The sequence below is a fragment of the Chromobacterium sp. ATCC 53434 genome (assembly GCF_002848345.1).
In the GTDB taxonomy this organism is placed as follows: domain Bacteria; phylum Pseudomonadota; class Gammaproteobacteria; order Burkholderiales; family Chromobacteriaceae; genus Chromobacterium.
The window spans coordinates 3,008,623-3,033,688 of the sequence record NZ_CP025429.1; the positions used below are offsets into that span (position 1 = coordinate 3,008,623).

A 25,066-nucleotide genomic window follows, 5' to 3' on the forward strand; every position below is an offset into this window, starting at 1 on the left:
GATGAGCTACACCACGCTGCAGATCGAACAACAGGGCAAGGTGGCCACCGTCTGGCTGAACCGGCCGGAGCTGCACAATGCGCTGAACGAGGTGCTGATCGCCGAACTGACCGAGGCGATGCGCCAGCTGAACCGCAAGCCGGACGTGCGCGTCATCGTGCTGGCCGGCCGCGGCAAGAGCTTCTGCGCCGGCGCCGACCTGGACTGGATGCGCCGCGCCGCAGGTTACAGCGAGCAGGAAAACCTGGCCGATGCGCAGAAGCTGGCGGCGATGCTGAAGGGCGTCTACCGCAGCGCCAAGCCGGTGATCGCCCGCATCCACGGCGCGGCGATGGCCGGCGGCACCGGCCTGGCGGCCGTCTGCGACATCGCCATCGCCACCGAAGCCGCCAAGTTCGCGCTGACCGAGGTCAGGCTGGGCCTGATCCCGGCCACCATCGGCCCCTATGTCGCCGACGCGATAGGCTGGCGCCAGGCCAGACGCTACTTCCTGTCGGCCGAGCGCATCACCGCCGGCACCGCGCTGAAGCTGGGCCTGATCCACGAGCTGGTCGACGAGGCGCTGCTGGACGCGCGGGTGGCCGAAGTCGCCGAGGAACTGGCCAAGGGCGCGCCCGGCGCCTTGCGCGAGGCCAAGCTGCTGCTGGCAGAGCTGCGCGAGGGCTCGCCGTGGGACGACCAGTTGCTGGAACGCACCGCCGGCCGCATCGCGACGATACGCGCCGGCGACGAGGCCCGCGAGGGCCTGGCATCGTTCTTTGAAAAGCGCGCGCCGAAGTGGCAGGAATGAGATGGACAGGCGGCCCCCTCTCCCCCGGCCCCCGCTCCGCGCCCCACGGTTTGGGCTGCCGCCCAAACCGGCTCGGGCGGCACAACGCATGCATTGCGAATTCCCGCCCTTGCCCCGCGAGGGGAGAGGGGAGTCGTCTGGCTTTGACAATGTTTTGGCAACCGAACAGGGTGGAGAGCGGTCTGGCTTCGGCAATGTTTTGGCAACCGAACACGGCCTACCGAACATGATTTGGAATCAAGGCAAGCCCAACAATGCCGCCACCCAAAGCCCCTCTCCCCTCGTGGGAGAGGGGTTGGGGAGAGGGGGCCGACGCCGCCCCCCATCCGCAACAAGACAACGCCCATTGGCAGACCATGAAAGATTGCCATGTTCAATAAAATCCTGATCGCCAACCGCGGCGACCAGCAGCCGCAAGGCTGCGCAGCTGCGAAGCAAAATCGCCTGCTGGCGCGCAAGCGCCGGGGCGGTTTCGCCGCGGGAGACCACCATGTTCAATAAGATACTGATCGCCAACCGCGGTGACCAGCAGCCGCAAGGCTGCGCAGCTGCGAAGCAAAATCGCCTGCCGGCGCGCAAGCGCCGGGGCGGTTTCGCCGCGGGAGACCACCATGTTCAATAAGATACTGATCGCCAACCGCGGCGAAATCGCCTGCCGCGTCATCAAGACCGCCCGCGCCCTCGGCATCGCCACCGTCGCCGTCTATTCCGACGCCGACGCCGACGCCCGTTTCGTCAAGCTGGCCGACGAGGCCTACCGCCTCGGCCCGGCGCCGGCCGCCGAATCCTATCTGCGCGCCGACCTGATCCTGGCCATCGCCAAGCAGAGCGGCGCAGAGGCGGTGCACCCCGGCTACGGCTTCCTGTCCGAGAACGAGGACTTCGCCGCCGCCTGCGAGGCCGCCGGCGTCGCCTTCATCGGCCCGCCGGCCTCGGCCATCGCCGCGATGGGCAGCAAGTCCGCCGCCAAGGCGCTGATGGAGAAGGCCGGCGTGCCGCTGGTGCCCGGCTACCACGGCGACGAGCAGGACCCGGCGCTATTGCAACAGCAAGCCGACGCCATCGGCTACCCGGTGCTGATCAAGGCCAGCGCCGGCGGCGGCGGCAAGGGCATGCGCATCGTCGAAGCGGCCGGCGACTTCGCCGCCGCCCTCGCCTCCTGCCAGCGCGAGGCGCGCGCCAGCTTCGGCGACGACAAGGTGCTGGTCGAGAAATACCTGACCCGCCCCCGCCATGTGGAAATTCAAGTCTTCGCCGACAAGCTGGGCGGCTGCGTCTACCTGTTCGAGCGCGACTGCTCGGTGCAGCGCCGCCACCAGAAAGTGCTGGAGGAGGCGCCGGCGCCGCACCTGCCGCAAGCCACCCGCGAGGCGATGGGCCAGGCGGCCGTGGCCGCCGCGCGCGCCGTCGGCTATGTCGGCGCCGGCACGGTCGAATTCATCATGGACGTGGACTCCGACAAGTTTTACTTCATGGAGATGAACACCCGGCTGCAGGTCGAACACCCGGTGACCGAGATGATCACCGGCCAGGACCTGGTGGCCTGGCAGCTGGCCGTCGCCGCCGGCGGCGCGCTGCCGCTGGCGCAGGAACAGCTGGCCATCCGCGGCCACGCGATCGAGGCGCGCATCTACGCCGAAGACCCGGACAAGGGCTTTTTGCCGTCCACCGGCACGCTGGTCCATCTGGCGACGCCGGCGGAATCGGCCCATGTGCGCATCGACACCGGCGTCGAGCAGGGCGACGCGATCTCGCCGTTCTACGACCCGATGATCGCCAAGCTGATCGTCTGGGGCGAGACCCGCGAGGCGGCGCTCAGGCAGATGGACGCCGCGCTGGCGCAGTACCGGATTGTCGGCCTGTCCAGCAATGTCGCCTTCCTGCGCCGCATCATCGGCCATCGCAGCTTCGCCGGCGGCCACGTCGACACCGGCCTGATCGCCCGCCACCACGACGAACTGCTGCCCCCGCCCGCCGCGCCGACGGCCAGACAGCTGGCGCTGCTGGCGCTGGCCGAGGCGCTGGCCGGGCAGGCGCCCTACCCGGCCCCGGCCGGCTGGCGGCTGAACGGGCAGCTGACGCGGCGCTTTTCCTTCCAGCGCGACGAGGCCAGTCACGGCGTCGAGCTGTGCCATCAGGACGACGGCTATCTGGTCAGCGTCGGTTCGGCCTGCTTCGCCGCCGACGCCAGCCTGGCCGGAAACCAGCTGGATGCCACGCTCGACGGCGTCAAGATCAAGGCCGTCGTCGTCCGTCACGGCGCGCAGCGCGCGCTGTTCGACGGCGGCGAGCGCCTGGCCGTCGACTTCATCGACCCCTATGCCTACACCGAAGTCGGCGCGCACGGCGAAACCCATCTGAAGGCGCCGATGCCGGGCCGGGTGGTGGCGCTGCTGGCGGAGATCGGCAAGAAAGTGGCCAAGGGCTCGCCGCTGCTGATCCTGGAAGCGATGAAGATGGAGCACACCATCACCGCGCCCGGCGACGGCGTGGTGCAGGATTTCTACTTCGCCGCCGGCGAGCAGGTCAACGATGGTGACGAGCTGGTCGACTTTGCCGCAGAATGACGAAGTCATTCATAACGGCAACAAGGGACTAATCATGCATATCGCTCTGGAAAACATCCAGCAGCTGCGCCAGCGCGGCGAACACGAGACCGCCCGCCTCCAGGCGCTGGAGCTGTTGCGACACCAGCCGCAACACGCCGATCTGCATTACCTGGCCGCCTGCATCCACGACAGCCTGGGCCTGGAGGCGGAAGCCATCCCCCACTACCAGCAGGCGCTGGAATTGGGGCTGAGCGGCGAGACCGCCGCCGAGGCCTGGCTGGGCCTGGGCAGCAGCCACCGGGCGCTGGGCCGTTTCGACGAGGCGGAAGCCGCGCTGCTGGAAGGCCTGCAACTGTTCCCGGAACACCACGCGCTGCGCGCCTTCCTGGCGATGGCGCAGTACAACCAGGGCCGGCACAAGGAAGCGACGCAGGGCCTGCTGGCGCTATTGGCCGACGGCAGCGCCGACCACGGCATCCGCGCCTACCGCCGCGCCATCCATTTTTACGCGGAAGACCTGGACCGCACCTGGTAACGAGACCGATATGGACCCCGTCATCATCAATCACCCCGGCCTGTCCCTGGCCGGCTACGGCATCGCCACCAGCAAGGAGGGCGGCGACAATCTGCGCCGGATTCCGGCCTTCTGGCGCGACTACGCCGAGCGGCTGCGCCAGCCGCTGCTGGACGCGCTGGGCAAGCCGGACGCGCCGGAGTACGGCGTGGTCTGCGACTTCGATCCGGAGACCGGCGCCTTCCGCTATCTGATCGCGATGGAATGCCCGGCCGACGGCTCGCCGCCGCCGGACAGCGAGCGCCGCGACGTCGCGCCGGCCAAATACGCGGTGTTCAGCACGCCGCCGGCGGCCGATCCGGCCCGCTTCCGCCAGGCCATCGCCGAAACCTGGCAGCACATCTACCAGCACTGGCTGCCCGCGTCCGTCCGCTGGGAGCACGCCGCCGGCGAGACCTTCGAGCGCTACGACGAACGCTGCGTCCCCGGCCAAGCCACGCTGCAGATGGACATCTACATCCCCGTCCAGCCCAAGCGCTGAAGGAAAGCCATGCAAAGCGTCAAGATAGTGGAAGTGGGCCCGCGCGACGGGCTGCAGAACGAAAAGCAGTCGCTGGACGCCGCCGTCAAGCTGGAACTGATCCGCCGCCTGGCCGCCAGCGGCCTGAGCACGATAGAGGCCGGCGCCTTCGTCTCGCCCAAATGGGTGCCGCAGATGGCGAACAGCGCGGCGGTGCTGACCGGGCTGGACCTGGCCGGCCCGCTGTCCTACCCGGTGCTGGTGCCCAACGACCAGGGCCTGGACGCGGCGCTGGCCGCCGGCGTGCGCGAAATCGCCGTGTTCGGCGCCGCCAGCGAAAGCTTCAGCCAGAAGAACATCAACGCCAGCATCGCCGAGAGCCTGCAGCGCTTCGACAGCGTGTGCCGGCGCGCGCTGGACGCCGGCATCAGGGTGCGCGGCTACGTGTCCTGCGTCGTCGGCTGCCCGTACGAGGGCCGGATCGCACCGCGGAAGGTGGCCGAAGTGGCCCGGGCGCTGGCCGATCTGGGCTGCTACGAGATCTCGCTGGGCGACACCATAGGCGTCGGCACCCCGGCCGCCGTGCGCGAGATGCTGGACGCGGTGCTGGACGCGCTGCCGGCCGAACGGCTGGCCGGTCACTTCCACGACACCTACGGCATGGCCATCGCCAATATCCGCGCCGCGCTGGACGTGGGGCTGCGGGTGTTCGACGCCTCGGTGGCCGGGCTGGGCGGCTGCCCGTACGCGCGCGGTGCCTCCGGCAACGTCGCCACCGAGGACGTGGCCTATCTGCTGGCCGGCGAGGGCTATCACACCGGCATCGATCTCACTACACTGGTGGATGCCGCCTGGTACATCGCCGACGCGCTGGGCAAAGCCCCCGCCTCCAAGCTGGCGCACGCGCTCGGCCGCCAGGGCTAAACCATACCGGCAGGTCCGCCCCTCCAAGCAAAAACAATGCGGGCCGCCACAGGAGAAACCATGCAAGCAAGCAATACCCCGATCTGGACGCCATCGGCCGGCCGCGTGGCCGGCAGCCATCTGACCGCCTTCGCCCGGCTGGCCGAAACCGCCTGCGACCAGTCGCTGCCGGACTACCGCAGCCTGTGGCAGGCCAGCGTCGACGACCCCGGCCGCTTCTGGTCGCTGGTCTGGGACTACTGCGGCGTCATCGGCGACAAGGGCGCGGTCGCGCTGGAAAACGGCGACGACATGCTGGCCGCCCGCTTCTTCCCGGAGGCCCGGCTCAACTACGCGGAAAACCTGCTGCGCCGCGACGACGACACGCTGGCCGTGGTGTTCCGCGGCGAGGACCGCATCGAGCAGAAGCTGTCCTGGCGCGAATTGAACCAGCTGGTCTCGCGGCTGCAGCAGGCGATGCGCGCCAGCGGCGTCGCCGCCGGCGACCGCGTCGCCGGCTTCATGCCCAATATGCCGGCCACGCTGACGGCGATGCTGGCCGCCGCCAGCCTGGGCGCGGTGTGGACCAGCGGCTCGCCCGACTTCGGCACCGACGGCGCACTGGACCGCTTCGGCCAGACCGAGCCCAAGCTGCTGTTCTGCCCGGACGGCTACTGGTACAACGGCAAGGCGGTGGACATCCGCGCCAAGATGGCGCATCTGGCGGAAAATCTGCCCAGCGTGGCCCGCATCGTCGTCGTGCCCTATCTCAGCATCGACGCCGCCGACTTCGCCGCCGCTGTGCCGCGCGCGCAGTCGCTGGACCACTTCCTCGCCGGTTTCGACGCCCAGCCGCTGGAATTCGTCCGCCTGCCGTTCAACCACCCGCTGTACATCCTGTATTCCAGCGGCACCACCGGCAAGCCCAAGTGCATCGTCCACGGCGCCGGCGGCACGCTGCTGCAGCATCTGAAGGAACACCAGCTGCACGCCGACGTCCACCAGGGCGACCACCTGTTCTACTTCACCACCTGCGGCTGGATGATGTGGAACTGGCTGGTCTCCGGCCTCGCCTCCGGCGCGGCGCTGATGCTGTACGACGGCTCGCCGTTCGCCGACGACGGCCGCGTGCTGTGGGACTACGCCGCCGAGCACGGCTTCACCCATTTCGGCACCTCGGCCAAATACATAGACAGCCTCAGGAAGACCGAGATCGTGCCGGCGCGCGACTGGCAGCTGTCGCGGCTGCGCAGCCTGTTCTCCACCGGCTCGCCGCTGGTGGCGGAAAGCTATGACTGGGTGTACGACAACATCAAGTCCGACCTGAACCTGGCCTCGATCTCCGGCGGCACCGACATCGTCTCCTGCTTCGCGCTGGGCGCGTCCACGCTGCCGGTCTACCGCGGCGAGCTGCAATGCCGCGGCCTGGGCATGGCGGTGGACATCTACGACGAGCAGGGCCGCGCCGTCGTCCAGGAAAAGGGCGAGCTGGTCTGCGTCAAGCCGTTCCCGTCGATGCCGATAGGCTTCTGGAACGACAAGAACGGCGAGAAATACCGCCAGGCCTATTTCGGCCGCTTCGCCAATATCTGGTGCCACGGCGACTACGCCGAACTGACCGCCCACGACGGCGTGATCATCTACGGCCGCTCCGACGCGGTGCTGAACCCCGGCGGCGTGCGCATCGGCACCGCCGAGATCTACCGCCAGGTGGAAGTCTTCCCGGAAATCCTGGAAAGCCTGGCCGTCGGCCAGACCTGGCAGGACGACGAGCGGGTGGTGCTGTTCGTCAAGCTGCGCGACGGCGTTCAGCTTGACGAAGAGCTGGCCGGCAAGATCAAGGCCCAGATCAAGAGCGGCGCCAGCCCGCGCCACGTGCCGGCCCGCATCGTCGCCGTCGCCGACATTCCGAAAACCGTCAGCGGCAAGATCGTCGAGTTGGCGGTGAAGAACGTCATCCACGGCCGTCCGGTCAACAATGTCAGCGCGCTGGCCAATCCAGAAGCGCTGAAACTGTTTGAAAACCTCAGCGAGCTCGGCGAATAAACCGCCATCCACCCGATCAAAAACGAGGACCCCGGTCCTCGTTTTTCTTTTGGCGCCTGTTGGCGACATTTTCCGGCCCAAAACCCTATTCCCCGGATATTTTGCAAGCGCCGAACGCGGCAAGCTGAATTATCATGAATTAATGGGGCAGGATGATTCTGGGTCGCAAATGCGGGCATAATCTTCAGGAGAACAACAACGCGGGGCGCGACGATTTTCGGAGCGGACAGACATGTTGAATCGGCAGCAGCGCAGTTGGGGCGTGGAACAGTGGGCGGCCTATCTGAAAGACCGCGAGATACCCGTTCTGGCGGCGACGCGGGATATTTTCCAGTCGCTGAAATCGCAAGGCCAGGACGCCCCGGAGTTTTCGCCGAGAGAATTGGTGGAAATGGTTCACGACGATCCCTATCTGGCCGTCAAACTGCTGATAGAGGCCGAACGGCACCGCTCCCGCCGCCTGGGCAACGAGACCACCACCCAGCTGGCGACGATATTGCAGATAGGCAGCGACCCATTGTATTCGCTGATCGCCAGAAGCCCGGTCGTCGATGTCGACCATCCTGGCTGGCGGGCGGCGGTTTCCACCGCCGTGATGGCGTCCGGCATTGCGCGCGCCTGGTCGAATTTCCGTTCCGACACCTCGCCGGAAGAAATCTCGCTGGCCACGCTGCTTTCCGAAACCGGGGAATTGCTGCTCTGGCATTTCGCGCCGGAATTGCCGACCGAGGCCATCGCCGAATTCGAAGCCGGCCGCGCCAACCGCACCGGCCTGGCCCAGTTGAACACCGCCGGATTCACCTTCCGCCAATTGACGCTGGTCCTGTCCGACGTCTGGCAATTGCCGCAGATGATCAGCCAGCTGATACGCGGCGTGGACCGGCCGCGCACCCATATCGCCCAGACCGCCATAGACTGCGCCCGCCACCTGACGCAAAACCCGGACAATCCGGCCCTGCCTTCCGACATCGGCCATATCGCCCAGTACATTCCGGGCGTGCCCAAGGAAAAACTGGTCTCGGCGCTGCCGCTGTCCGACGAGCAGAAGGCCTGCCTGCTGGCGGCGCTGCCTCAAGAAGACGAATAAGAGCCGCTAACAAAAATCGACAGAACAAGTTGGCGCCAAGCCTTGCCAGATGGGTATCCCATAGGAGGACCTGCCCCAGGAGCTGGGCTTCAGCAGCGGCATGACCTGCTGGCGGCGACTACGAGATTGGCAGCTCCAAGGTCTCTGGGACCAGCGTCATCTGGCATTGCTCACTCAGCTTCGACAATGCGACCAGATTGATTGGAGTCGTGCCAGCATCGACGGGGCGAGTGTTGCCAGCCCCAGGAGGCCAGCAAACTGGGCCTAACCCCACCGACCGGGGCAAGCTCGGTAGCAAACGGCACATCGTCGTAGATCGCCGTGGCCTGCCATTGGCGCAGTATATTACTGGAGCCAACCGGCATGACTCAATGGTGTTTCAGTCATTGATCGATGCCATCCCGGACATCCCCGACTTACCGGGCCAGCCGCGGAAACGGCCGGACCGGCTACACGCCGATAAGAGCTACAACTACCGCCGTTGTCGCGACCACCTTCGACGACGAGGCATCCAGGCCCAAATTACCCGTCGAGGCGTTGAAAGTAGCGAGAAGCTTGGCCGGCATCGCTGGGTGGTTGAGCGAACGCACGCGTGGCTGGCGGGGTTTGGCAAGTTGCGTATTCACTTTGAACGTCGGCTCGATACGTATTACGCGTTGTTGAAGCTGGCTTGCTCCCTGATTTGCTTATGCTTTATCGAGAAATTTTGTTAGCGGCCCTAAGTGCGGCAAGCAGTTGGCCAGCTGCCGGGCGCGCGGCAATATGGCGAACTACGGCAGTTGCCCTGACATGCAGCGCTATAGCTGATCTTGTGCGGCGCCGGGCATTCTGTGGGGTTTATTGATGGGGAATGCCAGGGGCGGGGCGCAATATTGCGTAATCAGCCACTATTGTTGTGCAGTGCAATGCCATTACGGTAACATGACAATTGAATTAAGAATAAAAATGATTAGCTTGTTAATCGTGATGGAGAAATGTTTTGAGAATATCGGATTTGATATCAGCGTCTACCGGTGATAGCGTGCTGAATAATGGCACGTATAAAAATAACCCGGCGTATAACGATAACTTGCCAGTTCGCCAAGCTCAAATCCCGCAAACCAGTCAGTCAGCGCCCGCGCCCACTCAGGCCAGTGCCACGCCTGCGCCCACGCCCTCGACTACAGTTACACTGAGTCCGGCAGCTATTGCGGCGGCGCTCAGCGGGATCAAGCCCATTGTCGAAACGGCGGGCCATGTCGATCAAACCTATTCGCCGCCAGCGAAGTCGGTTGCGGCACCTGGAATTACCGCATCTGTAGTGGCGGCCGTTGCTGCCAATTCTGCGGCCGTGGCCAATGCGGCAGCAGCGGCTAAATCGGGTACGCATGTTCCGTCAGCAGTCCCAACAGTGGCAACATCATCTGCCTTTGGCTGTGCCGGTGGGGGATTTGCGGGACTCGTGGCTGGTATTTGCAATGACGAAAATGGCAATAAAGTTTTTTATGCCGGTATCGGCTCTCCTGGCCCATCTGGGGCGTTTGGTACGGTTGTTAACGGGACAGCGGCAGATCATCTAAATGGATTTTCTGGCACGTTTATTGGCCCAACTGCAACCGGGGTAGGGTATGCTCCGGGTAATCCTGGTACGATATCGACTGTGTCGGGCGTGCCAGGCTGGAGCATTACATATGGTTCGACGTTGGGGACAAGTAGCCAGCCGGCGACACCGTATGATTTTCATACATCGCCAGTTTCCAATCCGAATGAATGCACACGGTCGGAGTATATAGACCCGCATGGCATCGGCGTGGGGAGTTCCTATAGCAGTGATGCGGGCCAATCATCTCAAATATCGAATGGCGGCACGTCAAACAATGATAGACATGAGTTGGATGCAGAAGCAGTGGTCGCCTAAGCATTTTGGGAGGTGGTGAAAATGACCGAGCCAATGACATTAATGCAAAAAATAACATCGGGACTGATGTTGACGCCTTTTTTATATCTGGGGTATTTGGAATTGCAGCGGCGGGCCAGGATTGCGCAAGAAATGGCAGTCGAGTGGTTGCAGGAAAATCATCCCGGCTGTGTTGTAGCATCGATGAAGGCTTCCATGTTGCTTTGGCCTGTTCGCGTGGTGATGCAGGTTTATACGCCTAAGGATGAAGACTTTGAAATTAAGATAAAAGCCGGCTCTTTCATGGGCGGGATTTTTAATGGCCCGGTCGAGGTTGTTTATATCAGAAAGAAAAATCCTCCATCAGAGCCAAAAGAAACGCTTAAATAAGTAATCGTTTTTCGAGGTCGCCTACGGGCGGCCTTTTTTATGGGGAAAACAATGCCTGCAATATCCGATCGGCTATGAAGGAGAGGAGATGTTCGACACATGGGAACCGCCGGTGACGGACTCACGTTTAGAAAAATGCAGCAAACGGTTGATCAGCTGCCGCATCCGGGGCAACCTGCCGCATCATAGCGGCTGCCCCGGAATGCGTCGCTACAATTAGCGAGAATTATTATTTTTTATGGCCGATTTATCGCATGTTTTTTGAGATGTTTTGTTGCAAAAACATTCTAGTGTGTAGTCCTTTTTAGTAGACTTTAATGAATAACTAAATTGTAGATCTACACGCCGGTTCACTGCATTACATTCTTTGGCCAAGTCTTTATCTTTGATTGCAGAGCAATCTTTGAGTGGTGAGCGTGCCCCCATGGTTTTTATTTCTATATTGGCGTTTTGAATGCCTTTGTATAGGTTCTTGTTGCACAGTATGGATAATGCATGGGTTGCGCGCTCGCGGCCTAGGTCTTCATTGCTAGCATTTTCTATCGGCATTGGATCGGCATGTCCAATGACGGTAATTTTGTTGAGGAATTTTTCCCCAATCCCATCAGTGTTAGTTTCGATGAACGGTCTTATTTGCTTTGCGAGTTGATCTTTAGCAGATGGCTCATCTTCCGGTATCGTTTTATTTGATGGAAATACAAGCGCGTCGCTGATTTCTGTGCAGCGCACATTTTGAGAGGCAATTAAACTTGTTTCATTGCTATCTAGCTCTACTCTAGGGTATTCGTCATAGGTGGCTTTATCTTTTTTAATGCTTCCATTGGGCGCGCTTGAATTCGTTTTGTTTGTATTTCCTTCATCATTAAACCCTAGCAGCTGAACATAGCTTCGGGCGCCAATGCCATGCCACCAGATTTTAAGATCAGTTACAACGGCAGAGCCATCTGAGTTTTTGCAAACACTAAGAGGAATGTCCTGTAGCTTGGCCGCATTTTCTAGACGTTGAAGATTTTTTTTTGAAACCCATAAGGATGCTCTGTCTTGGTATATTCCAATAGGCTTTACAACGGAGTTGTTAAATATGGAGGAGCCTAATTCAGACCACTGCATTAGAGGTAGTGCGAGTAGTATTGCAACGAATACTGCTATGGCAGTTCGGCCGCCAGGGTACTTTACTTCATTTTTCTTCTTTGAGAACTCGCTAGTTATTATTGACTGAAGGAGAGCTAGAATTAAGCCGCTAGCTTGAATGTAGAGTGCGAGAAAGCATGCTTGGTCGCTTGTGGCGCATACTATTAATCCGGCAGTCAAATACCGTACAGAAAGCTCATGCCGCGTAGCGGATTTTTTCATGCCGGAAGTACGACCGGATTCTGGCCGGCTGCTTCTGCAATGAGCGTAAATGGGACAGCACTTTCCCTTGAAGTTGACCGTCTGATCGAACCGGCTCACCTGCGCTCATTCTGGCCTTCAGGTCGCCGTTCAAGTATTCATCCGGGTTCAGTTCCGGTGAGTAGCTGGGCAGGAAGAACAACTCAATCGCCTTCTTGTTCTCTTCCTCCTCCAACCATGCTTGCACCAGCTTGCTGTGATGCACGCGCAAGTTGTCGAGGATCAAGAACACCTTCTTGCCGCCAGCATCACGGATCAGCCGCATCAGAAACTTGATCAGCACCCGGGCCGTCAAGGTCTCCCGGTACAGCATGAAGCGCATCTTGCCTTGGTTGGTAATGGCCGAAATCAAGTTGATGCGCGCTCTTTTCGATTGGGATAACACCAGAACTGGGGTTTGGCCTTTTGGGGCGTAGCCACGCGGAAAGTGCTCAACACTCGACACCGCCGATTCGTCGCCCCAGCTGATTTCAGCCATTTCCGCTTTGGCACGCGCGACGATAGCCGGGTATTCCTCCTTGAGCCATTTCTCGACTGCTGCCGGTCGCTGCTCATAAGCGCGTTTGAGCGGGCGCTGCGGCGTAAAGCCCCAGCGGGCCAAGTACAGACGGACAGTACGGATCGGCAGATCGATCAGAAACATCTGCTTGATTACAGCCTTGACCGCCTGAGCACTCCACAGGGCAAACCTCAGCTTCATCTGGTCTGGCGTGCGATCCACGATGTCCTGCTTGATCCGGGCTTCCTGCGCCTCGGTCAGCCGACGGCCGGTGCCTTCGGCGCGACCGCGCTTCTGTTCTTTGAATCCCTGCGCACCTAGTGCTGCCTCACGCACCACCCAGGCGGAAATGGTGGGGCGGCGCAGCCCGAGTTCTTCGGCAATACTGGCTTGAGACCGGCCTCGCTTGTACATCCGGATAGCGGTACGCCTCAGCTGCTCACGGGCGGCCAGTTCAAGCTTGCGCACATCGATTTTTTCCATGCCGGAAGTATACAATCTGTACGGATTATTACTGCCGGATTAATAACTCTACAAAAAACCATAACGTGTATAGAACGAGCCAAATTAGAGGCTGCGAGTTAAGTTTGTTTTTTTTAAAATACCAAGGGAGTGCTATGCATGTCCACAGAGCTTTAGCCAGTATAAATGGGGCGGACAAAATTAATGATGCAATAAATACATGATCTTTTAGATAGGGAGCATCAAAGACCCAACTCCCATAAATTGGGAGTACCTGAACTGTGATATTGGTTAATAAGAATGGGATGGTGAAAAGAATTAAGTATGAAATAGTGGCTATTACTTCTTCCCAATTTATCTTCTTGCGTTTTGTTTTTGTGATTTTCTTTGGAAAATATTTTGGCTTGGTATGATTGGTTGCTTTTCTGAAGCGGTTTGCTTTTTTGCGCTCTGCTAATTTTTTGGCAAGGTATTTCTGTTTTCCATAATCGACAAGAGGGTGGGCAGTATAGGTGCCCAAGCATGCAATGACAAAGATAATAAAGCTAAAGGCAATTGAGAAGAAGAGCAATAGTACACTATCACCTATAGATAGGCCGGATGGTAAGAACTTTGCCTGAGTGTAGCAGTAAATCAAAAGCAAAATAAATCCGTATGCACTCGCAAAGCCAATAACAAGCTTTGAGTACGAGAATATTTTATCGGCAATGGCCTTGGATGTTTCTTCTAGTATCTTTTTACTTTCATTGTCAGTTTTTTCTTTTTCAGCTCTCTTTTTTTCAGTGTCTTGCTTGTTTAAATCTATCTGACTTTTTAAAAGCAAGTCTTTAAAGTCGGAGTGCTTGGGCGATCTATTGTGAAAAGCTGGCCGGTATCGATTATTTTTATGGTCGGGCATCATGTGTTACATCAAAATTTAATTTATTAGTATTGCAGCGGTGAAGCCGGATATTGATCCCGGTACTAAGAGCAGCTAAAAAAATTCCTGATGCTGCCTTGCCTCAGGCAGGTGTGAAACTGATTTTTGTTAGCCGCTCTTAGAGCCGCTAACAAAACCTCGCAGAGTCCCTGAGCCAAGGCGCGCCGACGCAGGCAATACCAGTCGTACGACAAGGAGGCGCAACGCAGGATCAGGGGTTTTGTTAGCGGGTCTTAAGAGCCTGTTCACGATCTTTTTGCGGCATCGGCCGTTTTCTGCCGGATGTAGGGCGCGGAAAGCGGCTCGCCGCAGTGCGCTCACTGCAAGAGACGTTTGACAAAGCCATGTACCGACAGAAAGCGGCACCGGGACGCTCGTAAAAAAGATCGTGAACAGGCTCTAAGAAACCAGTGGCCTAGCCGCGCCGCTTCCGCGCCAGCTTCACCGCGTACATCTCCCGATCCGCCAGCTTGATCGCCGCCGCGCTTTGCATGCCGAACGGCGCCAGGGCCACCACGCCGACGCTGGCGCCGCCATAGGACAGGATCTGCCCGTCCAGCATGTAATCGCCTATGCTGGCCTGCGCCAGCCGCTGCTGCAGCTCGCGCGCGGCGACGGCCGGCTCGCCGTCGGTGATCAGCTCCCCCGGCATGCCGGCATGGGACCATGCCGGCCCCAGGCCGATGACGACGAATTCGTCGCCGCCGACGCGGCCCAGCATGTCGCCGCCGCGCAGCGCGGTCTGCAGCCGGCCGGACACCGCCTTCAGGAAGTCGTCGCCGGCCTGATGGCCGAAACCGTCGTTGACCTGCTTGAAGCCGTCCAGGTCTATGCCGCCCACCAGGATGCTGCCGCTGCAGCGCTCGGCCTGCGCCAGCATCCGTTCCAGCTCGTCGAACAGCGCGCGGCGGTTGGGCAGGCCGGTCAGCGTGTCGGTCAGCGCGAAGGCGGCCAACTGGGCATTGGCCGACTGCAGGTTCTGCACCAGCGTCTCCCGCTCGATGAAGTTGGCGACGATATTGGCGAACAGCTGCAGCAGGGTCTCGGTTTCCGGCTGCATCGGCAGCTTGCGGGAACTGGCCGCGCACAGCGTGCCCAGCAGGCCGCCCTCGGTGTCTCGCACCGGGGCGCTCAGATAGGTTTTGATGCCCAGCTGGCGCGCCGCCTCGGAATCGCCCCACAGCGTCTCCACCTCGTTGGTCGCCGTCAGCCCCATGTCCAGCGAGCGCTTGCACAGCGTGTCCTCCCAGGGCACGCTCAGGCCTTCGGGAATCTGCATGTCGCCGATATTGCGCGCGTAGCGCACATGCTGCAGACACAAGTCCAGCTCGATGCTGGTCAGATAAGTGGACTCCATGCCGGTGATATTGCCCAGCATTTCCAGCAGCGGCCGGATCAACTGATCGACCGTCCTGGCGGCGCTGAGAGAGAGGGAGAGCTGAGAGAGAACCGCGTCCATGCCTGTTTCCATCCTGATGCCATGATGACTGGGCACTGTAGAGGAACTGCAGCGCCTAGCCTAGTGCCTTGTCGCAAACCGCCGGCGACCAAGCCTGGCGCCGTTCCAAACCGAAACCGCCGCGGGATGCCGCGACCAAAGACGCGGCCCCGGGTCAATCGGCCCGTTCCGGCAGCGGCAGTTTCACCCACTCATTGTAGAAGGCCTCGATATCAGGCTCAAAGTCATGAATCACCGGATACCACGGCGTCGGGGCCTCGACATCGTGCATCGTACCGCAGCGCGGACAGTAATACTCCCGGTAAACTTGCCACTTGGTGTCCGGCGCCATCAGCTTGGGATAGACCTCGGCCATCGCCTCCTCGGAGTCCCTGACATAGACGACGGCGTGCAGCTTCCAGTTCTCGCGGTAGCCGCAAAAAACATTGCCGCAGCCGCACTGGGTCAGCCAGCGCTTGGTTTCGGCCGACTGCACGATGTACAGGTGCGGACCCAGCGGCAGCACGATGCGGTCCTTGAAGCTGACCCGGGCCTGCAGCGCCGCCAGGTACTGCTCGAAACGGCCGCCGTCCTTGGGCATGGCCAGCATGCGGAAGACGGTGTCCCAGTCCAGCGTGCCGTCGACCAGGTGGGCGATCTGTTCGTCTGTATAAGCTGACATATTCCTGCTCCTCGATGACTATCGCTCGACATCATTCTTCGACCTGGACCACGGTGGCGACGTCGGGCAGCTGCGACAGGTCCATCCGGTGGCGGGCGCCGTAGCACGGCACGCCCAGCTCCTCCTCCGGCAGCCGCCAGTCGTCCGGCAACTCCCAAAACGCCTTGAACGCGCGCGCGAACTTTTCCGACAGCGCGAAGCTGGTGGCGAACATGTGCCGCACCTGGACCGAGGCCTGCTTGTCGACGATGCGCTGGCGCTCCTGCCGCATCCATTCGCGCGTCGGCCGCGCGCGTATCAGCCGCTCCATGCGGATCTCGACGCGGCGGATGCGGGTCTCGCCGGGATCGATGGTGAAGACGCCGTCGTCGTCCACGGTGAAGACCACGCCATAGACCCTGCCGGCATACTCCGGCAGCAGATAGCGCTGGTTCAGGTCCGCCTCCACCGCCTTGGGATCGCGGTCCAGCGGGTCGCCGAAGCCGGGGCCGCCGCGCAGGTAGTTCAGATAGAGGTCGTGGTTGGCGTAGCAGTCCTCGGTGGTGATGCACTGCTTGTCGCGCTTGATGCGGGCGTCGGCGTCGAGGTGGCGCTCGTAGTCCGGCGCGCCCGGATCGACGTCGCCGCCCAGCGGCAGAGATTCGCCGGCGGCGATGCGCCGCTCCAGGCCGGTGCCGTGCGCCTCGAAACGGTAGCCGGTGGCCGCCGGGTAGCCGCCCATCATGCCCCAGTCGCTGTTCATGAAGCCGTTGCCCATGAAGAACATCGTCCAGTCCTGGGCGTTCCACACCATGCGCAGCGTCTCGAAGCCGCAGCCGCCGCGGTATTTGCCGTAGCCGCCGGAATTGGCCTTCACATTGCGGCCCAGATACAGCAGCGGCTCCGCCATCTCCCAGATTTCGATGTCGCCCATATCGCCTTCCGGATTCCAGATGGCGGCGGCGTGGTTGAGGCCGTCCTTGATCGCGCAGGCGCCGGTGCCGCAGGACGAGGCCTCGAAGCTGTTGACCGCGTGGATCTCGCCGTCCTGGTTGATGCCGCCGCCCTGCAGCCAGTTTGAGGTGTTGGCGTTGCCGGCGTTGACCTCCTCCAGATAGCCGCGGCTGAAATAGGCCTGGCTCAGGCCGCGCCACAGGCCGGCCCAGCCGGACACCAGGAAATGCCAGGCATAGGCATGGCCGGTGCGGCGGTCGTCCGGATTGCACCAGCTGCCCTTGGGCAGGCGGAATTCGGTGGCGAAGTAGGCGCCGTCGTTGATGCGCTGCGTCGGCACCAGGGTCTGGCACATCATCACCCAGATGCCGGAGGTGAAGGCCACCTGGTGCGCGTTGAAGGTGTGCCAGCCCCAGCGGCTGGCCCCGTCGAAATCCAGCCGCCAGGTGCCGTCCGGCCGTATCGTCATCTCCACCGGCGAGTGCATGATGGAATCCAGCTTGGCGAAGGCGTTGGACACCTGCACATCGTCGTGCCGGTACGGCACGTCGACAAAGGACACCTTGCGGTAGACGCCGGGCAGCGTCATCGCCTTGATCCGGCTTTGCAAGCCGCGGCGGCCCTCCTCTATCACCTCGTAGGCGAACTGCTCATAGGCCTCGACGCCGTCGGCGCGGATCACCTCCTCCACCAGCGCGCGTATCATGTGGCAGCCGGCGATGCGGGTCTTCTCGTCGAGAATCCAGTACTTGGGCGTGCGCACCGAGCGCTGCGACTCGTGCAGCCAGTCGCGCAGCGGCTCGTCGTTGATGCCGGTCTTGCGGCAGGTGATCATGTAGCCGTCGCCGAAACGCTGGGTCTGGCCGGTGGACATGGACCCCGGCGTCACCGCGCCGGTGTCTATCACGTGGGTGACGCCGCCCACCCAGCCTATCAGCCGGCCGTCCCAGAAGATGGGCACGATGGTGGCGATGTCGCAGGGATGGACATTGCCGATGGCGCAGTCGTTGTTGGTGAACATGTCGCCGGGGCGGATGCCGGGATTGGCCTCCCAGTTGTTCTCTATCATGTACTTGATCGCCGCGCCCATCGTGCCGACATGGATGATGATGCCGGTGGACGTCAGCACGCAGTCGCCGACGGCGTTGTACAGCGTGAAGCACAGCTCGCCCTCCTGCTCGACGATGGGGCTGGCGGCGATCTTCTTCGCGGTTTCGCGGGCGTGGACCAGACCGCCGCGCAGCTTGGAGAACAGCTTCTCGTAGCCTATCGGGTCGCCGTCGCGAAAAGGCAGTTCGCTCAGGCCGTTGTAGTGGCCGGTGGACCGGGTGCGGGCGACGATGCCGTCGCGGAAGGCCTTCAGGGTCTGGCCGTTTTTCAGCAGGTCGGCGCAGCCGGCCTCTGTCGTTTTCATCGCGATCATCGCGCGTCTCCCGGTTTGACTTCCCTCAGATGGAACAGGCGGTGCTTGTCCACCGTGGTTTCGAAACCGTCCGGCACCACAAAGGTGGTGGCGTCGGACTCGATGATGGCGGGGCCGACGATGCGGTTGCCCGCCTTCAGGCCCTCCATCCGCCACAGCGAGGCGTCCAGCCATTGCTTGCGGCGATACAGCGGGCGGGCGCCCAGATAGGCCTCCGCCGGCGGGATGGGGCCGGCGTCCGGGTCTTCCGGCAACACCGGCTTCTGCGTGGCCACCATGCCGCGCAGGATGGCGCCGGTGATGGAGAAGCCCAGCTCCGGCGAGCGGGCCGAACTGGCGTACACCCGGCCGTAAGTGTTTTCGAAAGCCTCGACGATCCGGTCCCAGTCGGCGGCGCCCGCGGCGCGGGACACCGGCGAGACGATCTCCAGATCGTTCAGCTGACCCATGTACTGCATCTTGTAGCCGGGGATCAGCATCACGTCCTCGGCCTGGTAGCCGTTGAGCGCGAACTCGTCCATCACCTTGACCGCCAGCTCCGACCAGGCCTGCTGCAGCGTGCGGCAGGCGGCCTCCTTGTCGGCGTCGGCGGCGTGCAGGGCCACGCCGAGGTCCACCGACTTGTCGTAGCGGTACTCGAAATCGGCGCAGGCGCAGCCAAAGGCCGAAAAACCGGCGGCCCAGGCCGGCACCACCACATCCTTGAAACCGACGCCGCCGGTGTAGCCGTAGGCGTGGACCGGTCCGGCGCCACCGTAGGAGAAACAGGTGAAATCGGCCGGGTTGTAGCCCTTGGCGCTGATATTGGCGCGCAAATACTCGGACAGCGTCAGGTCCAGCAGCTCGATGACGCCGGCGGCGGCGTCCTCCACCGACAGGCCCAGCGGATCGGCCAGCTGGGCCTGGATGTGGCGGCGCGCGCGCGCGGCGTCCAGCTTGATCGCACCGCCGAGGAAGTTGTCCGGGTTCAGATAGCCCAGCACCACGTGGCAATCGGACACGGTGACGGTGTCCAGCCCGCTGTCGGCCCAACAGGTGCCGACGCGGTAGCCGGCGCTGTCCGGCCCCAGCCGGATGGACTTGCTGAACGGGTCCAGCCGCGCAAAGCTGCCGGCGCCGGCGCCGACGGAATCCATCGCCACCAGCGGCAGCGACAACACCAGCCGGGCCATGTCCGGATCGGAACGGATGGCGAAATTGCCCTTGGTGATCAGCGCCACGTCGAAGCTGGTGCCGCCTATGTCGGAACAGGCGATATTGTCGTCGCCCAGCGCCTCGCCCAGCATCCTGGAGCCGATCACCCCGCCTATCGGCCCGGACACGATGGTGCGCGCCAGCTCCCTGGCCTTCCAGCTGATGGTGCCGCCATGCGTGGCCATCACCCTCAGGTCGAACCGGGCGCCGTGCGCCTTGAGGCGGTCGCTGACCTTGTTCAGCGTCTGCCGCGACGGCTCCGCGCCGTAGGCCTCCAGGATGGTGGTGTTCATCCGGTGGCTTTCCTTGCGCGACGGGTAGTAGTCCACCGAGGCGAAGACCGGAATCGCCGTCCGCAGCGCGGCCAGCTCCTCATGGACGATGTCGCGCGCGCGCCGCTCGCTGTCGCCGTTCTTGTGCGACTGCAACAGGCAGATCACGATGGCCTGGGCGCCGGCGGCCACCAGCTCGCGCGCGGCCTGTCGCACCTCGTCCTCGCGCAGCGGGATCACCACCCTGCCCTGCACGTCGGTGCGCTCGGTCACGCCGCGGGTGCGGGACACCGGCACCAGCGGCTCGTCGTAACGGTGGGTGTTCAGGTGGATGCGGTCCTCCAGCGCGTAGCCCAGATAGCTTTGCAGCGCGCGGCCCATCGCGTGGATCTGCTCGAAGCCGCGGTTGCAGATCAGGCCGACGGCCAGGCCCTTGCGCATCAGCACGCGGTTCAGCATCGCGGTGCCGGAATAGACGCAGGTGGCCAGCTCCGGGTAGACGTCGTCCACATGCCGCCCCCAGTGGGCCAGCGCATCCTGCGAGGAGTGGTAGATGGCGAGCGATTCGTCATCCGGATGGCTTTGCGCCTTGCCGACGACGAAACGGCCGTCGGCGCGCACGAAAAAGGTGTCGGTCATCGTGCCGCCGGCGTCGATGCCCATCACCTGCACGGTGGATTGCTGTTGCATATGGCCTCCTGATCTCGGTGCGGCGCGTTCCGGCGGCCGCCGGCCGGTGTCGACTTACCACACCGCGCACCGGCGGCCGCCTGACCGGCGCGTCATGCCGGGGACGCGGAAATGCCATTGGCGCAATTGCCGTGCCAGAAAAGAAAGCATTAAATTTAAAGTCTAAAAAGCATTTGATTTCATATGCTTGCGCGCCGATATCGACAAGACGGGCGAGGCCGGCCGCCCGCCGCAAAGCGTCCGGATGCCGGACAGCGTCCGAAAACCGGACAGGGCGGCCCGGACATGCTGCATAGCACAAGATATTGATTTTTAAAGATTCATTGACGGTGCCGATGGCAAGGTTTACGGTTTTCACCGTTGTCGTGTCGCCGATTGGATGGCTGCCATGAGCCCTATGATTCCGCGCGTCGGGGACGAGCATCTGGTTGCCGCGTCCTGGGAGCGCTTCGTCCGCCACGCGACGCCGCCCGCGCTGCCGGTCCGCGACGTGGTCCAGGCATCGTGGCTGCGCTGCCACGCCGAGGCGGTGGACCCGTCTCGCGGCAGCGCGCCCGGCGTGGCGGACCAGGACCAGCTGGCGCAGCTGCGCCACGGCGCCAACGCGCTGTGCGACGCGGCGCAGCCGGTGCTGAAGACGCTGCGGGACGTGCTGTGCGAATCCGGCTCGCTGATCATGCTGACCGACGCCGACGGCGCCATCCTGGACCTGAGCGGCGAAAACCGGGCCCGCCACGCCGGCGAGCGCATCAATCTGGCGCCGGGCGGCTGCTGGGCGGAATCGGCCATCGGCACCAACGCGATAGGCACGGCCATCGCCGCGCGGCAGCCGGTGCAGCTCTATGCCAGCGAGCACTACTGCCTGGACGTCAAATCGTGGACCTGCGCCGCGGCGCCGATACTGGACCCGCTCAGCCGCGCGCTGCTGGGCGTCATCGACGTCTCCGGCACCAAGAAGACTTTCCACGGCCATTCGCTGGGCCTGGTCATCGCCGCCGCCAGGCAGATCGAATCGGCGCTGGCGCTGGCGGTGACGGAACGGCAGGGACGCCTGTTCGCGCGGTCGATGGACGCCTTCACCCGCTACCGCGACGACTGCGTCGCGCTGTTCGACAGCGCCGGCCGCCTGCTGCGGCACAATGGCAAAATAGCCGCCGCGCGGGAGCGGCACGGCATCGCGCTGCCGCTGGAGACCGGCGCCAGGCTGGCCACCTTCGACCTCGCCCTTCCCCCGGAACAGCGCCAGTCGCAGGCGCCGGCCGGAATGCGGCGGGAATGGGTCCAGGCGGTGCGCGCCGGCGGCGTGGAACTGGGGAGCCTCCTGCTGATCCCGCTGCCTTCCCGCCCCGGCCTGCCGCCGGAGAGCCCCGCCCCGCTACCGGCCATCCAAGCGGCCGGCCGGGACGCGTTCGCCGCCATCATCGGCGGCAGCGCCGCGCTGGAAGCCGCCAAGACGCGCGCGCGCCGCCTCGCCCCGCTGGATCTGCCGGTGGTGCTGCTGGGCGAGACCGGCGTCGGCAAGGAACTGTTCGCCCGCGCCATCCACCAGGCCTCCGTCCGCTCCGCCGCGCCCTTCGTCGCGATCAACTGCGGCGCCCTCGCCCGCGAACTGCTGGCCGGCGAGCTGTTTGGCCATGTGGAAGGCGCGTTCACCGGCGCCCGCCGCGGCGGCGCGCCCGGCAAATTCGAGCTGGCCGACCGGGGCACGCTGTTTCTCGACGAAATCGGCGAGATGCCGCTGGACATGCAGCCGCACCTGCTGCGCGTGCTGCAGGACGGCATCGTGGTCCGCCTGGGCGACAGCCGCGAGCGCCGGGTCTCCGTCCGGCTGATCGCCGCCACCCACCACGACTTGCAGGCCGAAGTGAAAAGCGGCCGCTTCCGCGAAGACCTGTACCACAGGCTTTGCGTCACCACCCTCTGCCTGCCGTCGCTGCGCGAACGGCGCGACGACATCCCGGCCATCGTCGCCCACCTGAACGCCCGGCTGGCGCTGAAATACGGCACGCCGGCCAAAACGCTGGACGACGCGGCATGCCGGGCGCTGGAAGGCTACCGCTGGCCCGGCAATGTGCGCGAGCTGCAAAACGTCTACGAGACGATGTTCGCCCTCTGCGACGGCGACCGCATCGACGCCGCGCTGCTACCCGGCGAGATTGCCGGCCCCGCCGACGCCGCGCCCGAACCCGGCGGCCCCGGACGGCTGGACGAAATGGAAAAACAGGCGATACGGGCCGCGATCGCGCGGGCCGACGGCAATCTGTCGCTGGCCGCCCGCACGCTGGGCATCTCGCGCAGCACGCTGTACGTCAAACTGGCCGCGATGCCGGACGGCGCGGCGGCCCAACGGAAAAAGGCCGCGCAGCCCTGAAAATCGCGCGGCGCGGCGGCATCCAGACAAAACAAAGCCCTCCCGGATGGGGAGGGCTTTGTTTATGCAAGACGGGGGATCAGTGCTGATGCCCGTGCTCGCCGTGCACATGCTGGTGGGCGATTTCCTCGGCGGTCGCCTCGCGGACATCGACAACCTTGACGGCGAAGCGCAGGGTCTTGCCGCACAACGGGTGGTTGCCGTCCAGCAAGACGACCGGGCCCTTGATCTTGGTGACGAAGTAGTAGCGCGGCTGGCCATCCGGACCGGTGCGGCGGAGCTGTCCGCCCACCTTCACGCCGGGCGGGAAATCGGCCTTGGGCATCGTGGTGACCAGCGCCTCGTCGCGCGCGCCGAAGGTGTCTTCGGTGGCCAGTTCCAGCGTGGTTTGAAAGCCGGCTTCCTGGCCTTCCAGCGCCGCTTCCAGCTTGGCGAACAGATTGTCGTAATCGCCGTGCAGGTAGGAGACCGGGTTCTTGCCGTCGTCGTAAACCAGACCCTGGCTGTCGGTGACTTTCATGCGCAGGGTGACGGCGGTGTTGGCGGTGATTTTCATGGCGGGCAATGGCTGATAAATTGAAGCCGGAAGGGTCGCAGTTCAGCCGGTGAGTGTCAACTGAATCGACCCTGTCGCAAACGGATCGCCCCCAGCCCGCACAAGAAAAACCGCCCCGAGCATACCGGGACAGCCGCGACGGCTGTGTTCCCGCGCCGGCATTCAAGACCCCTGCCCCGCCGATCAAGCGGCGATCCGGCCCATCCGCTCGGCCGGAACCGCAGCTTGGGCCGAAGAATGAAGCCCAACATCTCCTCGCCACCGCTGCGATCAGCCCGCGACTGCGACCCGCAGGAGTTTTCCTATATCGGGTCCGGCCCAGGGCAAGGCGCAGAGGCCACATGCTGGAATCGGGTCTGCCATGCGCGAAAGAAAAACAATGAACGACAGTATTCTGGGGCTGAATGGGGAGCGTCTCGATCCAGTGAGTGGCGCCACGCATCTGGGCAACGGCTACCGGGCCTACAATCCGGCGCTGATGCGCTTTCACTGCCCGGACGATCTGAGCCCGTTCGGCGCCGGCGGCGCCAATCCATACGCCTACTGCGCCGCGGATCCGGTGAACCGGGCCGATCCGTCCGGCCACCTGAGCTGGCAGGCCTGGAGCGGGATAAGCCTGGGCATCGCCGGCCTGGGGCTGGCGGCGATTACCTATGGGACGTCGATTATCGCCTCCGGCGGAATCATCGCCGCGCTGGAAAGCGCTTCGGCCGTATCGCTGGCGATAGGCGGGATCACCGCGGTGGCGGATGCGACGGCGATAGCGAGTGGCGCGATGGAACAGAGCGATCCGAGGACATCGGCGGCGCTGGGCTGGGTATCGCTGGCGACGGGGATGCTCGCGCTGGGGGCGGGGCTGATTCCGAAACTGGGCCGCCTCGCCAGCCTGGCGAAGGACGGCGCCCGCTTCCTTCGCAAGATCGAGCGGGGCGAGCGAGGCGGATTCGGCATCCCCTTGTCCGGCCGAGGCGCCGGACATTTCGCGCCGAATAACGAACGCTATTTCATGGGCATTTCCGGGGACATGGCGGCGTTCGCCTATGGCGAAATGCTGGAGGACACGCCGGTGTTAAGCGTCTACGGGCATAGCATCATGATGCCGGATGAACGCTACGGCTACCTGCTGTTCAACCCCATCCGCACCAGCGAGCTGCACACGCAGCTGGCGCGCTTTGTCCTGGGTTACTACCGCTATCCCGTCATACGGCTGGACCTCTGCAACTCTTCCCAAATGGCAAGAGACTTATCCGCATTGCTGCCTGGCAGGATAGTCGGAGGATTTAGCGGCGGTCCACGCCTGGGCTTCAATCCGGAGGCGTCTAAAGTCATTTCCGGCGCGCTGACGGTTTTTAGAAACACCGAAGGTGAATTACGGAGCAGATTTCTACGAACGCGGGAATATTTTCTTAAATCGCTGCCATCCAATTATCCGTTCAATATGGACATAGACGATCAGCAGGGGACCTATTTCATCTGGTACCGCGACGGCGTCCCGACAGGCAGAGCGGACATCACCGGCGTGCGCACTGCCGGCCGGCTGGAAGATTAAAATCCGCCTGG

21 protein-coding genes and 1 pseudogene are annotated in these 25,066 nt (G+C 63.0%); 14 read left to right on the top strand and 8 right to left on the bottom strand.

The annotated features are described in order from the left end of the window. Window position 1: 1 nt before the first annotated feature. The 12 genes and pseudogenes from CXB49_RS13535 to CXB49_RS24455 all read left to right on the top strand — a co-directional run bounded on the left by CXB49_RS13535 (window position 2) and on the right by CXB49_RS24455 (window position 10,895). Window positions 2–790 (top strand): enoyl-CoA hydratase/isomerase family protein, encoded by a 789-nt coding sequence (locus tag CXB49_RS13535; protein ID WP_101710711.1) that lies wholly within the window; start codon window positions 2–4, stop codon window positions 788–790. 369 nt (window positions 791–1,159) lie between these two features. Continuing rightward, entirely contained in the window at window positions 1,160–1,291 is a 132-nt protein-coding gene (locus tag CXB49_RS24290; RefSeq protein WP_255409563.1) for a hypothetical protein, read from the top strand. Window positions 1,292–1,401: 110 nt separating this feature from the next. Further along, on the top strand, window positions 1,402–3,357 hold the full coding sequence (locus CXB49_RS13540) for an acetyl/propionyl/methylcrotonyl-CoA carboxylase subunit alpha (RefSeq protein WP_101708896.1): 1,956 nt from the start codon (window positions 1,402–1,404) through the stop codon (window positions 3,355–3,357). A 34-nt stretch (window positions 3,358–3,391) separates the two neighbouring features. Continuing rightward, window positions 3,392–3,874, top strand: a complete 483-nt coding sequence (locus CXB49_RS13545; protein WP_101708897.1) for a tetratricopeptide repeat protein — start codon at window positions 3,392–3,394, stop codon at window positions 3,872–3,874. A 10-nt stretch (window positions 3,875–3,884) separates the two neighbouring features. Beyond that, on the top strand, window positions 3,885–4,394 hold the full coding sequence (locus CXB49_RS13550; RefSeq protein ID WP_101708898.1) for a GyrI-like domain-containing protein: 510 nt from the start codon (window positions 3,885–3,887) through the stop codon (window positions 4,392–4,394). 9 nt (window positions 4,395–4,403) lie between these two features. After that, complete coding sequence (locus CXB49_RS13555) at window positions 4,404–5,297, top strand: hydroxymethylglutaryl-CoA lyase (protein ID WP_101708899.1); 894 nt, start codon at window positions 4,404–4,406, stop codon at window positions 5,295–5,297. Between the two features lie 60 nt (window positions 5,298–5,357). Then, window positions 5,358–7,322 carry an acetoacetate--CoA ligase gene (locus CXB49_RS13560; RefSeq protein ID WP_101708900.1) on the top strand — a complete coding sequence of 655 codons (1,965 nt, stop codon included), beginning with the start codon at window positions 5,358–5,360 and terminating at the stop codon, window positions 7,320–7,322. A 232-nt stretch (window positions 7,323–7,554) separates the two neighbouring features. Further along, window positions 7,555–8,409, top strand: coding sequence for an HDOD domain-containing protein (locus CXB49_RS13565; RefSeq protein WP_101708901.1), 855 nt, complete (start codon window positions 7,555–7,557; stop codon window positions 8,407–8,409). Window positions 8,410–8,473: 64 nt separating this feature from the next. Then, window positions 8,474–9,122: pseudogene (locus CXB49_RS13570) on the top strand (IS5 family transposase); the annotation flags it as partial. Between the two features lie 308 nt (window positions 9,123–9,430). Beyond that, window positions 9,431–10,306 carry a hypothetical protein gene (locus CXB49_RS23575; RefSeq protein ID WP_158300849.1) on the top strand — a complete coding sequence of 292 codons (876 nt, stop codon included), beginning with the start codon at window positions 9,431–9,433 and terminating at the stop codon, window positions 10,304–10,306. Between the two features lie 21 nt (window positions 10,307–10,327). Continuing rightward, on the top strand, window positions 10,328–10,675 hold the full coding sequence (locus tag CXB49_RS13580) for a hypothetical protein (RefSeq protein WP_158300850.1): 348 nt from the start codon (window positions 10,328–10,330) through the stop codon (window positions 10,673–10,675). Window positions 10,676–10,742: 67 nt separating this feature from the next. Continuing rightward, window positions 10,743–10,895 carry a hypothetical protein gene (locus CXB49_RS24455; RefSeq protein ID WP_369826580.1) on the top strand — a complete coding sequence of 51 codons (153 nt, stop codon included), beginning with the start codon at window positions 10,743–10,745 and terminating at the stop codon, window positions 10,893–10,895. Here CXB49_RS24455 and CXB49_RS13585 read toward each other — a convergent pair. From CXB49_RS13585 to CXB49_RS13610, 7 genes are all read right to left on the bottom strand, one after another. After that, complete coding sequence (locus tag CXB49_RS13585) at window positions 10,892–12,028, bottom strand: OmpA family protein (RefSeq protein WP_101708904.1); 1,137 nt, start codon at window positions 12,026–12,028, stop codon at window positions 10,892–10,894. The two genes, CXB49_RS24455 and CXB49_RS13585, sit on opposite strands and share 4 nt — an antisense overlap. Further along, window positions 12,003–13,049, bottom strand: a complete 1,047-nt coding sequence (locus CXB49_RS13590) for an IS630 family transposase (protein ID WP_101706528.1) — start codon at window positions 13,047–13,049, stop codon at window positions 12,003–12,005. Before CXB49_RS13590 ends, CXB49_RS13585 begins: the two co-directional genes overlap by 26 nt. A gap of 28 nt (window positions 13,050–13,077) precedes the next feature. Beyond that, the gene (locus CXB49_RS23585) at window positions 13,078–13,929 is read right to left on the bottom strand and encodes a hypothetical protein (RefSeq protein ID WP_158300852.1); all 852 of its coding nucleotides are present in this window, start codon (window positions 13,927–13,929) and stop codon (window positions 13,078–13,080) included. Between the two features lie 433 nt (window positions 13,930–14,362). Further along, window positions 14,363–15,406, bottom strand: a complete 1,044-nt coding sequence (locus CXB49_RS13595) for a sensor domain-containing diguanylate cyclase (RefSeq protein ID WP_101708905.1) — start codon at window positions 15,404–15,406, stop codon at window positions 14,363–14,365. 154 nt (window positions 15,407–15,560) lie between these two features. Continuing rightward, complete coding sequence (locus CXB49_RS13600) at window positions 15,561–16,067, bottom strand: acetone carboxylase subunit gamma (RefSeq protein WP_101708906.1); 507 nt, start codon at window positions 16,065–16,067, stop codon at window positions 15,561–15,563. A 31-nt stretch (window positions 16,068–16,098) separates the two neighbouring features. Beyond that, window positions 16,099–18,423: a hydantoinase B/oxoprolinase family protein gene (locus CXB49_RS13605; protein WP_101708907.1), complete on the bottom strand. Its 2,325-nt coding sequence runs from the start codon at window positions 18,421–18,423 to the stop codon at window positions 16,099–16,101. Beyond that, window positions 18,420–20,579 carry a hydantoinase/oxoprolinase family protein gene (locus CXB49_RS13610; protein WP_101708908.1) on the bottom strand — a complete coding sequence of 720 codons (2,160 nt, stop codon included), beginning with the start codon at window positions 20,577–20,579 and terminating at the stop codon, window positions 18,420–18,422. The genes CXB49_RS13605 and CXB49_RS13610 overlap by 4 nt, the downstream gene beginning before the upstream one ends. Window positions 20,580–20,967: 388 nt before the next feature. On the opposite strand from CXB49_RS13610, the gene CXB49_RS13615 reads away from it, so the two are divergent. Next, window positions 20,968–22,950: a sigma-54-dependent Fis family transcriptional regulator gene (locus CXB49_RS13615; RefSeq protein ID WP_199406688.1), complete on the top strand. Its 1,983-nt coding sequence runs from the start codon at window positions 20,968–20,970 to the stop codon at window positions 22,948–22,950. A gap of 79 nt (window positions 22,951–23,029) precedes the next feature. Here the strand turns inward: CXB49_RS13615 and CXB49_RS13620 are convergent, their stop codons facing one another. Continuing rightward, window positions 23,030–23,506, bottom strand: a complete 477-nt coding sequence (locus CXB49_RS13620; protein WP_101708910.1) for a peptidylprolyl isomerase — start codon at window positions 23,504–23,506, stop codon at window positions 23,030–23,032. A gap of 379 nt (window positions 23,507–23,885) precedes the next feature. On the opposite strand from CXB49_RS13620, the gene CXB49_RS13625 reads away from it, so the two are divergent. Further along, the gene (locus tag CXB49_RS13625; protein WP_199406689.1) at window positions 23,886–25,055 is read left to right on the top strand and encodes an RHS repeat-associated core domain-containing protein; all 1,170 of its coding nucleotides are present in this window, start codon (window positions 23,886–23,888) and stop codon (window positions 25,053–25,055) included. Window positions 25,056–25,066: the final 11 nt, after the last annotated feature.

Excerpts from the sequence above, each read along its gene's own strand:
- CXB49_RS23585 (WP_158300852.1), bottom strand. The coding sequence starts at position 13,929 with ATGATGCCCGACCATAAAAATAATCGATACCGGCCAGCTTTTCACAAT.
- CXB49_RS13550 (WP_101708898.1), top strand. The coding sequence starts at position 3,885 with ATGGACCCCGTCATCATCAATCACCCCGGCCTGTCCCTGGCCGGCTAC.
- CXB49_RS13540 (WP_101708896.1), top strand. The coding sequence starts at position 1,402 with ATGTTCAATAAGATACTGATCGCCAACCGCGGCGAAATCGCCTGCCGC.
- CXB49_RS13595 (WP_101708905.1), bottom strand. The coding sequence starts at position 15,406 with ATGGACGCGGTTCTCTCTCAGCTCTCCCTCTCTCTCAGCGCCGCCAGG.
- CXB49_RS13620 (WP_101708910.1), bottom strand. The coding sequence starts at position 23,506 with ATGAAAATCACCGCCAACACCGCCGTCACCCTGCGCATGAAAGTCACC.
- CXB49_RS13585 (WP_101708904.1), bottom strand. The coding sequence starts at position 12,028 with ATGAAAAAATCCGCTACGCGGCATGAGCTTTCTGTACGGTATTTGACT.
- CXB49_RS13560 (WP_101708900.1), top strand. The coding sequence starts at position 5,358 with ATGCAAGCAAGCAATACCCCGATCTGGACGCCATCGGCCGGCCGCGTG.
- CXB49_RS13535 (WP_101710711.1), top strand. The coding sequence starts at position 2 with ATGAGCTACACCACGCTGCAGATCGAACAACAGGGCAAGGTGGCCACC.
- CXB49_RS13625 (WP_199406689.1), top strand. The coding sequence starts at position 23,886 with ATGAACGACAGTATTCTGGGGCTGAATGGGGAGCGTCTCGATCCAGTG.
- CXB49_RS13555 (WP_101708899.1), top strand. The coding sequence starts at position 4,404 with ATGCAAAGCGTCAAGATAGTGGAAGTGGGCCCGCGCGACGGGCTGCAG.
- CXB49_RS24290 (WP_255409563.1), top strand. The coding sequence starts at position 1,160 with ATGTTCAATAAAATCCTGATCGCCAACCGCGGCGACCAGCAGCCGCAA.
- CXB49_RS13590 (WP_101706528.1), bottom strand. The coding sequence starts at position 13,049 with ATGGAAAAAATCGATGTGCGCAAGCTTGAACTGGCCGCCCGTGAGCAG.
- CXB49_RS13600 (WP_101708906.1), bottom strand. The coding sequence starts at position 16,067 with ATGTCAGCTTATACAGACGAACAGATCGCCCACCTGGTCGACGGCACG.
- CXB49_RS13615 (WP_199406688.1), top strand. The coding sequence starts at position 20,968 with ATGAGCCCTATGATTCCGCGCGTCGGGGACGAGCATCTGGTTGCCGCG.
- CXB49_RS13605 (WP_101708907.1), bottom strand. The coding sequence starts at position 18,423 with ATGATCGCGATGAAAACGACAGAGGCCGGCTGCGCCGACCTGCTGAAA.
- CXB49_RS13580 (WP_158300850.1), top strand. The coding sequence starts at position 10,328 with ATGACCGAGCCAATGACATTAATGCAAAAAATAACATCGGGACTGATG.
- CXB49_RS13610 (WP_101708908.1), bottom strand. The coding sequence starts at position 20,579 with ATGCAACAGCAATCCACCGTGCAGGTGATGGGCATCGACGCCGGCGGC.
- CXB49_RS13545 (WP_101708897.1), top strand. The coding sequence starts at position 3,392 with ATGCATATCGCTCTGGAAAACATCCAGCAGCTGCGCCAGCGCGGCGAA.
- CXB49_RS13565 (WP_101708901.1), top strand. The coding sequence starts at position 7,555 with ATGTTGAATCGGCAGCAGCGCAGTTGGGGCGTGGAACAGTGGGCGGCC.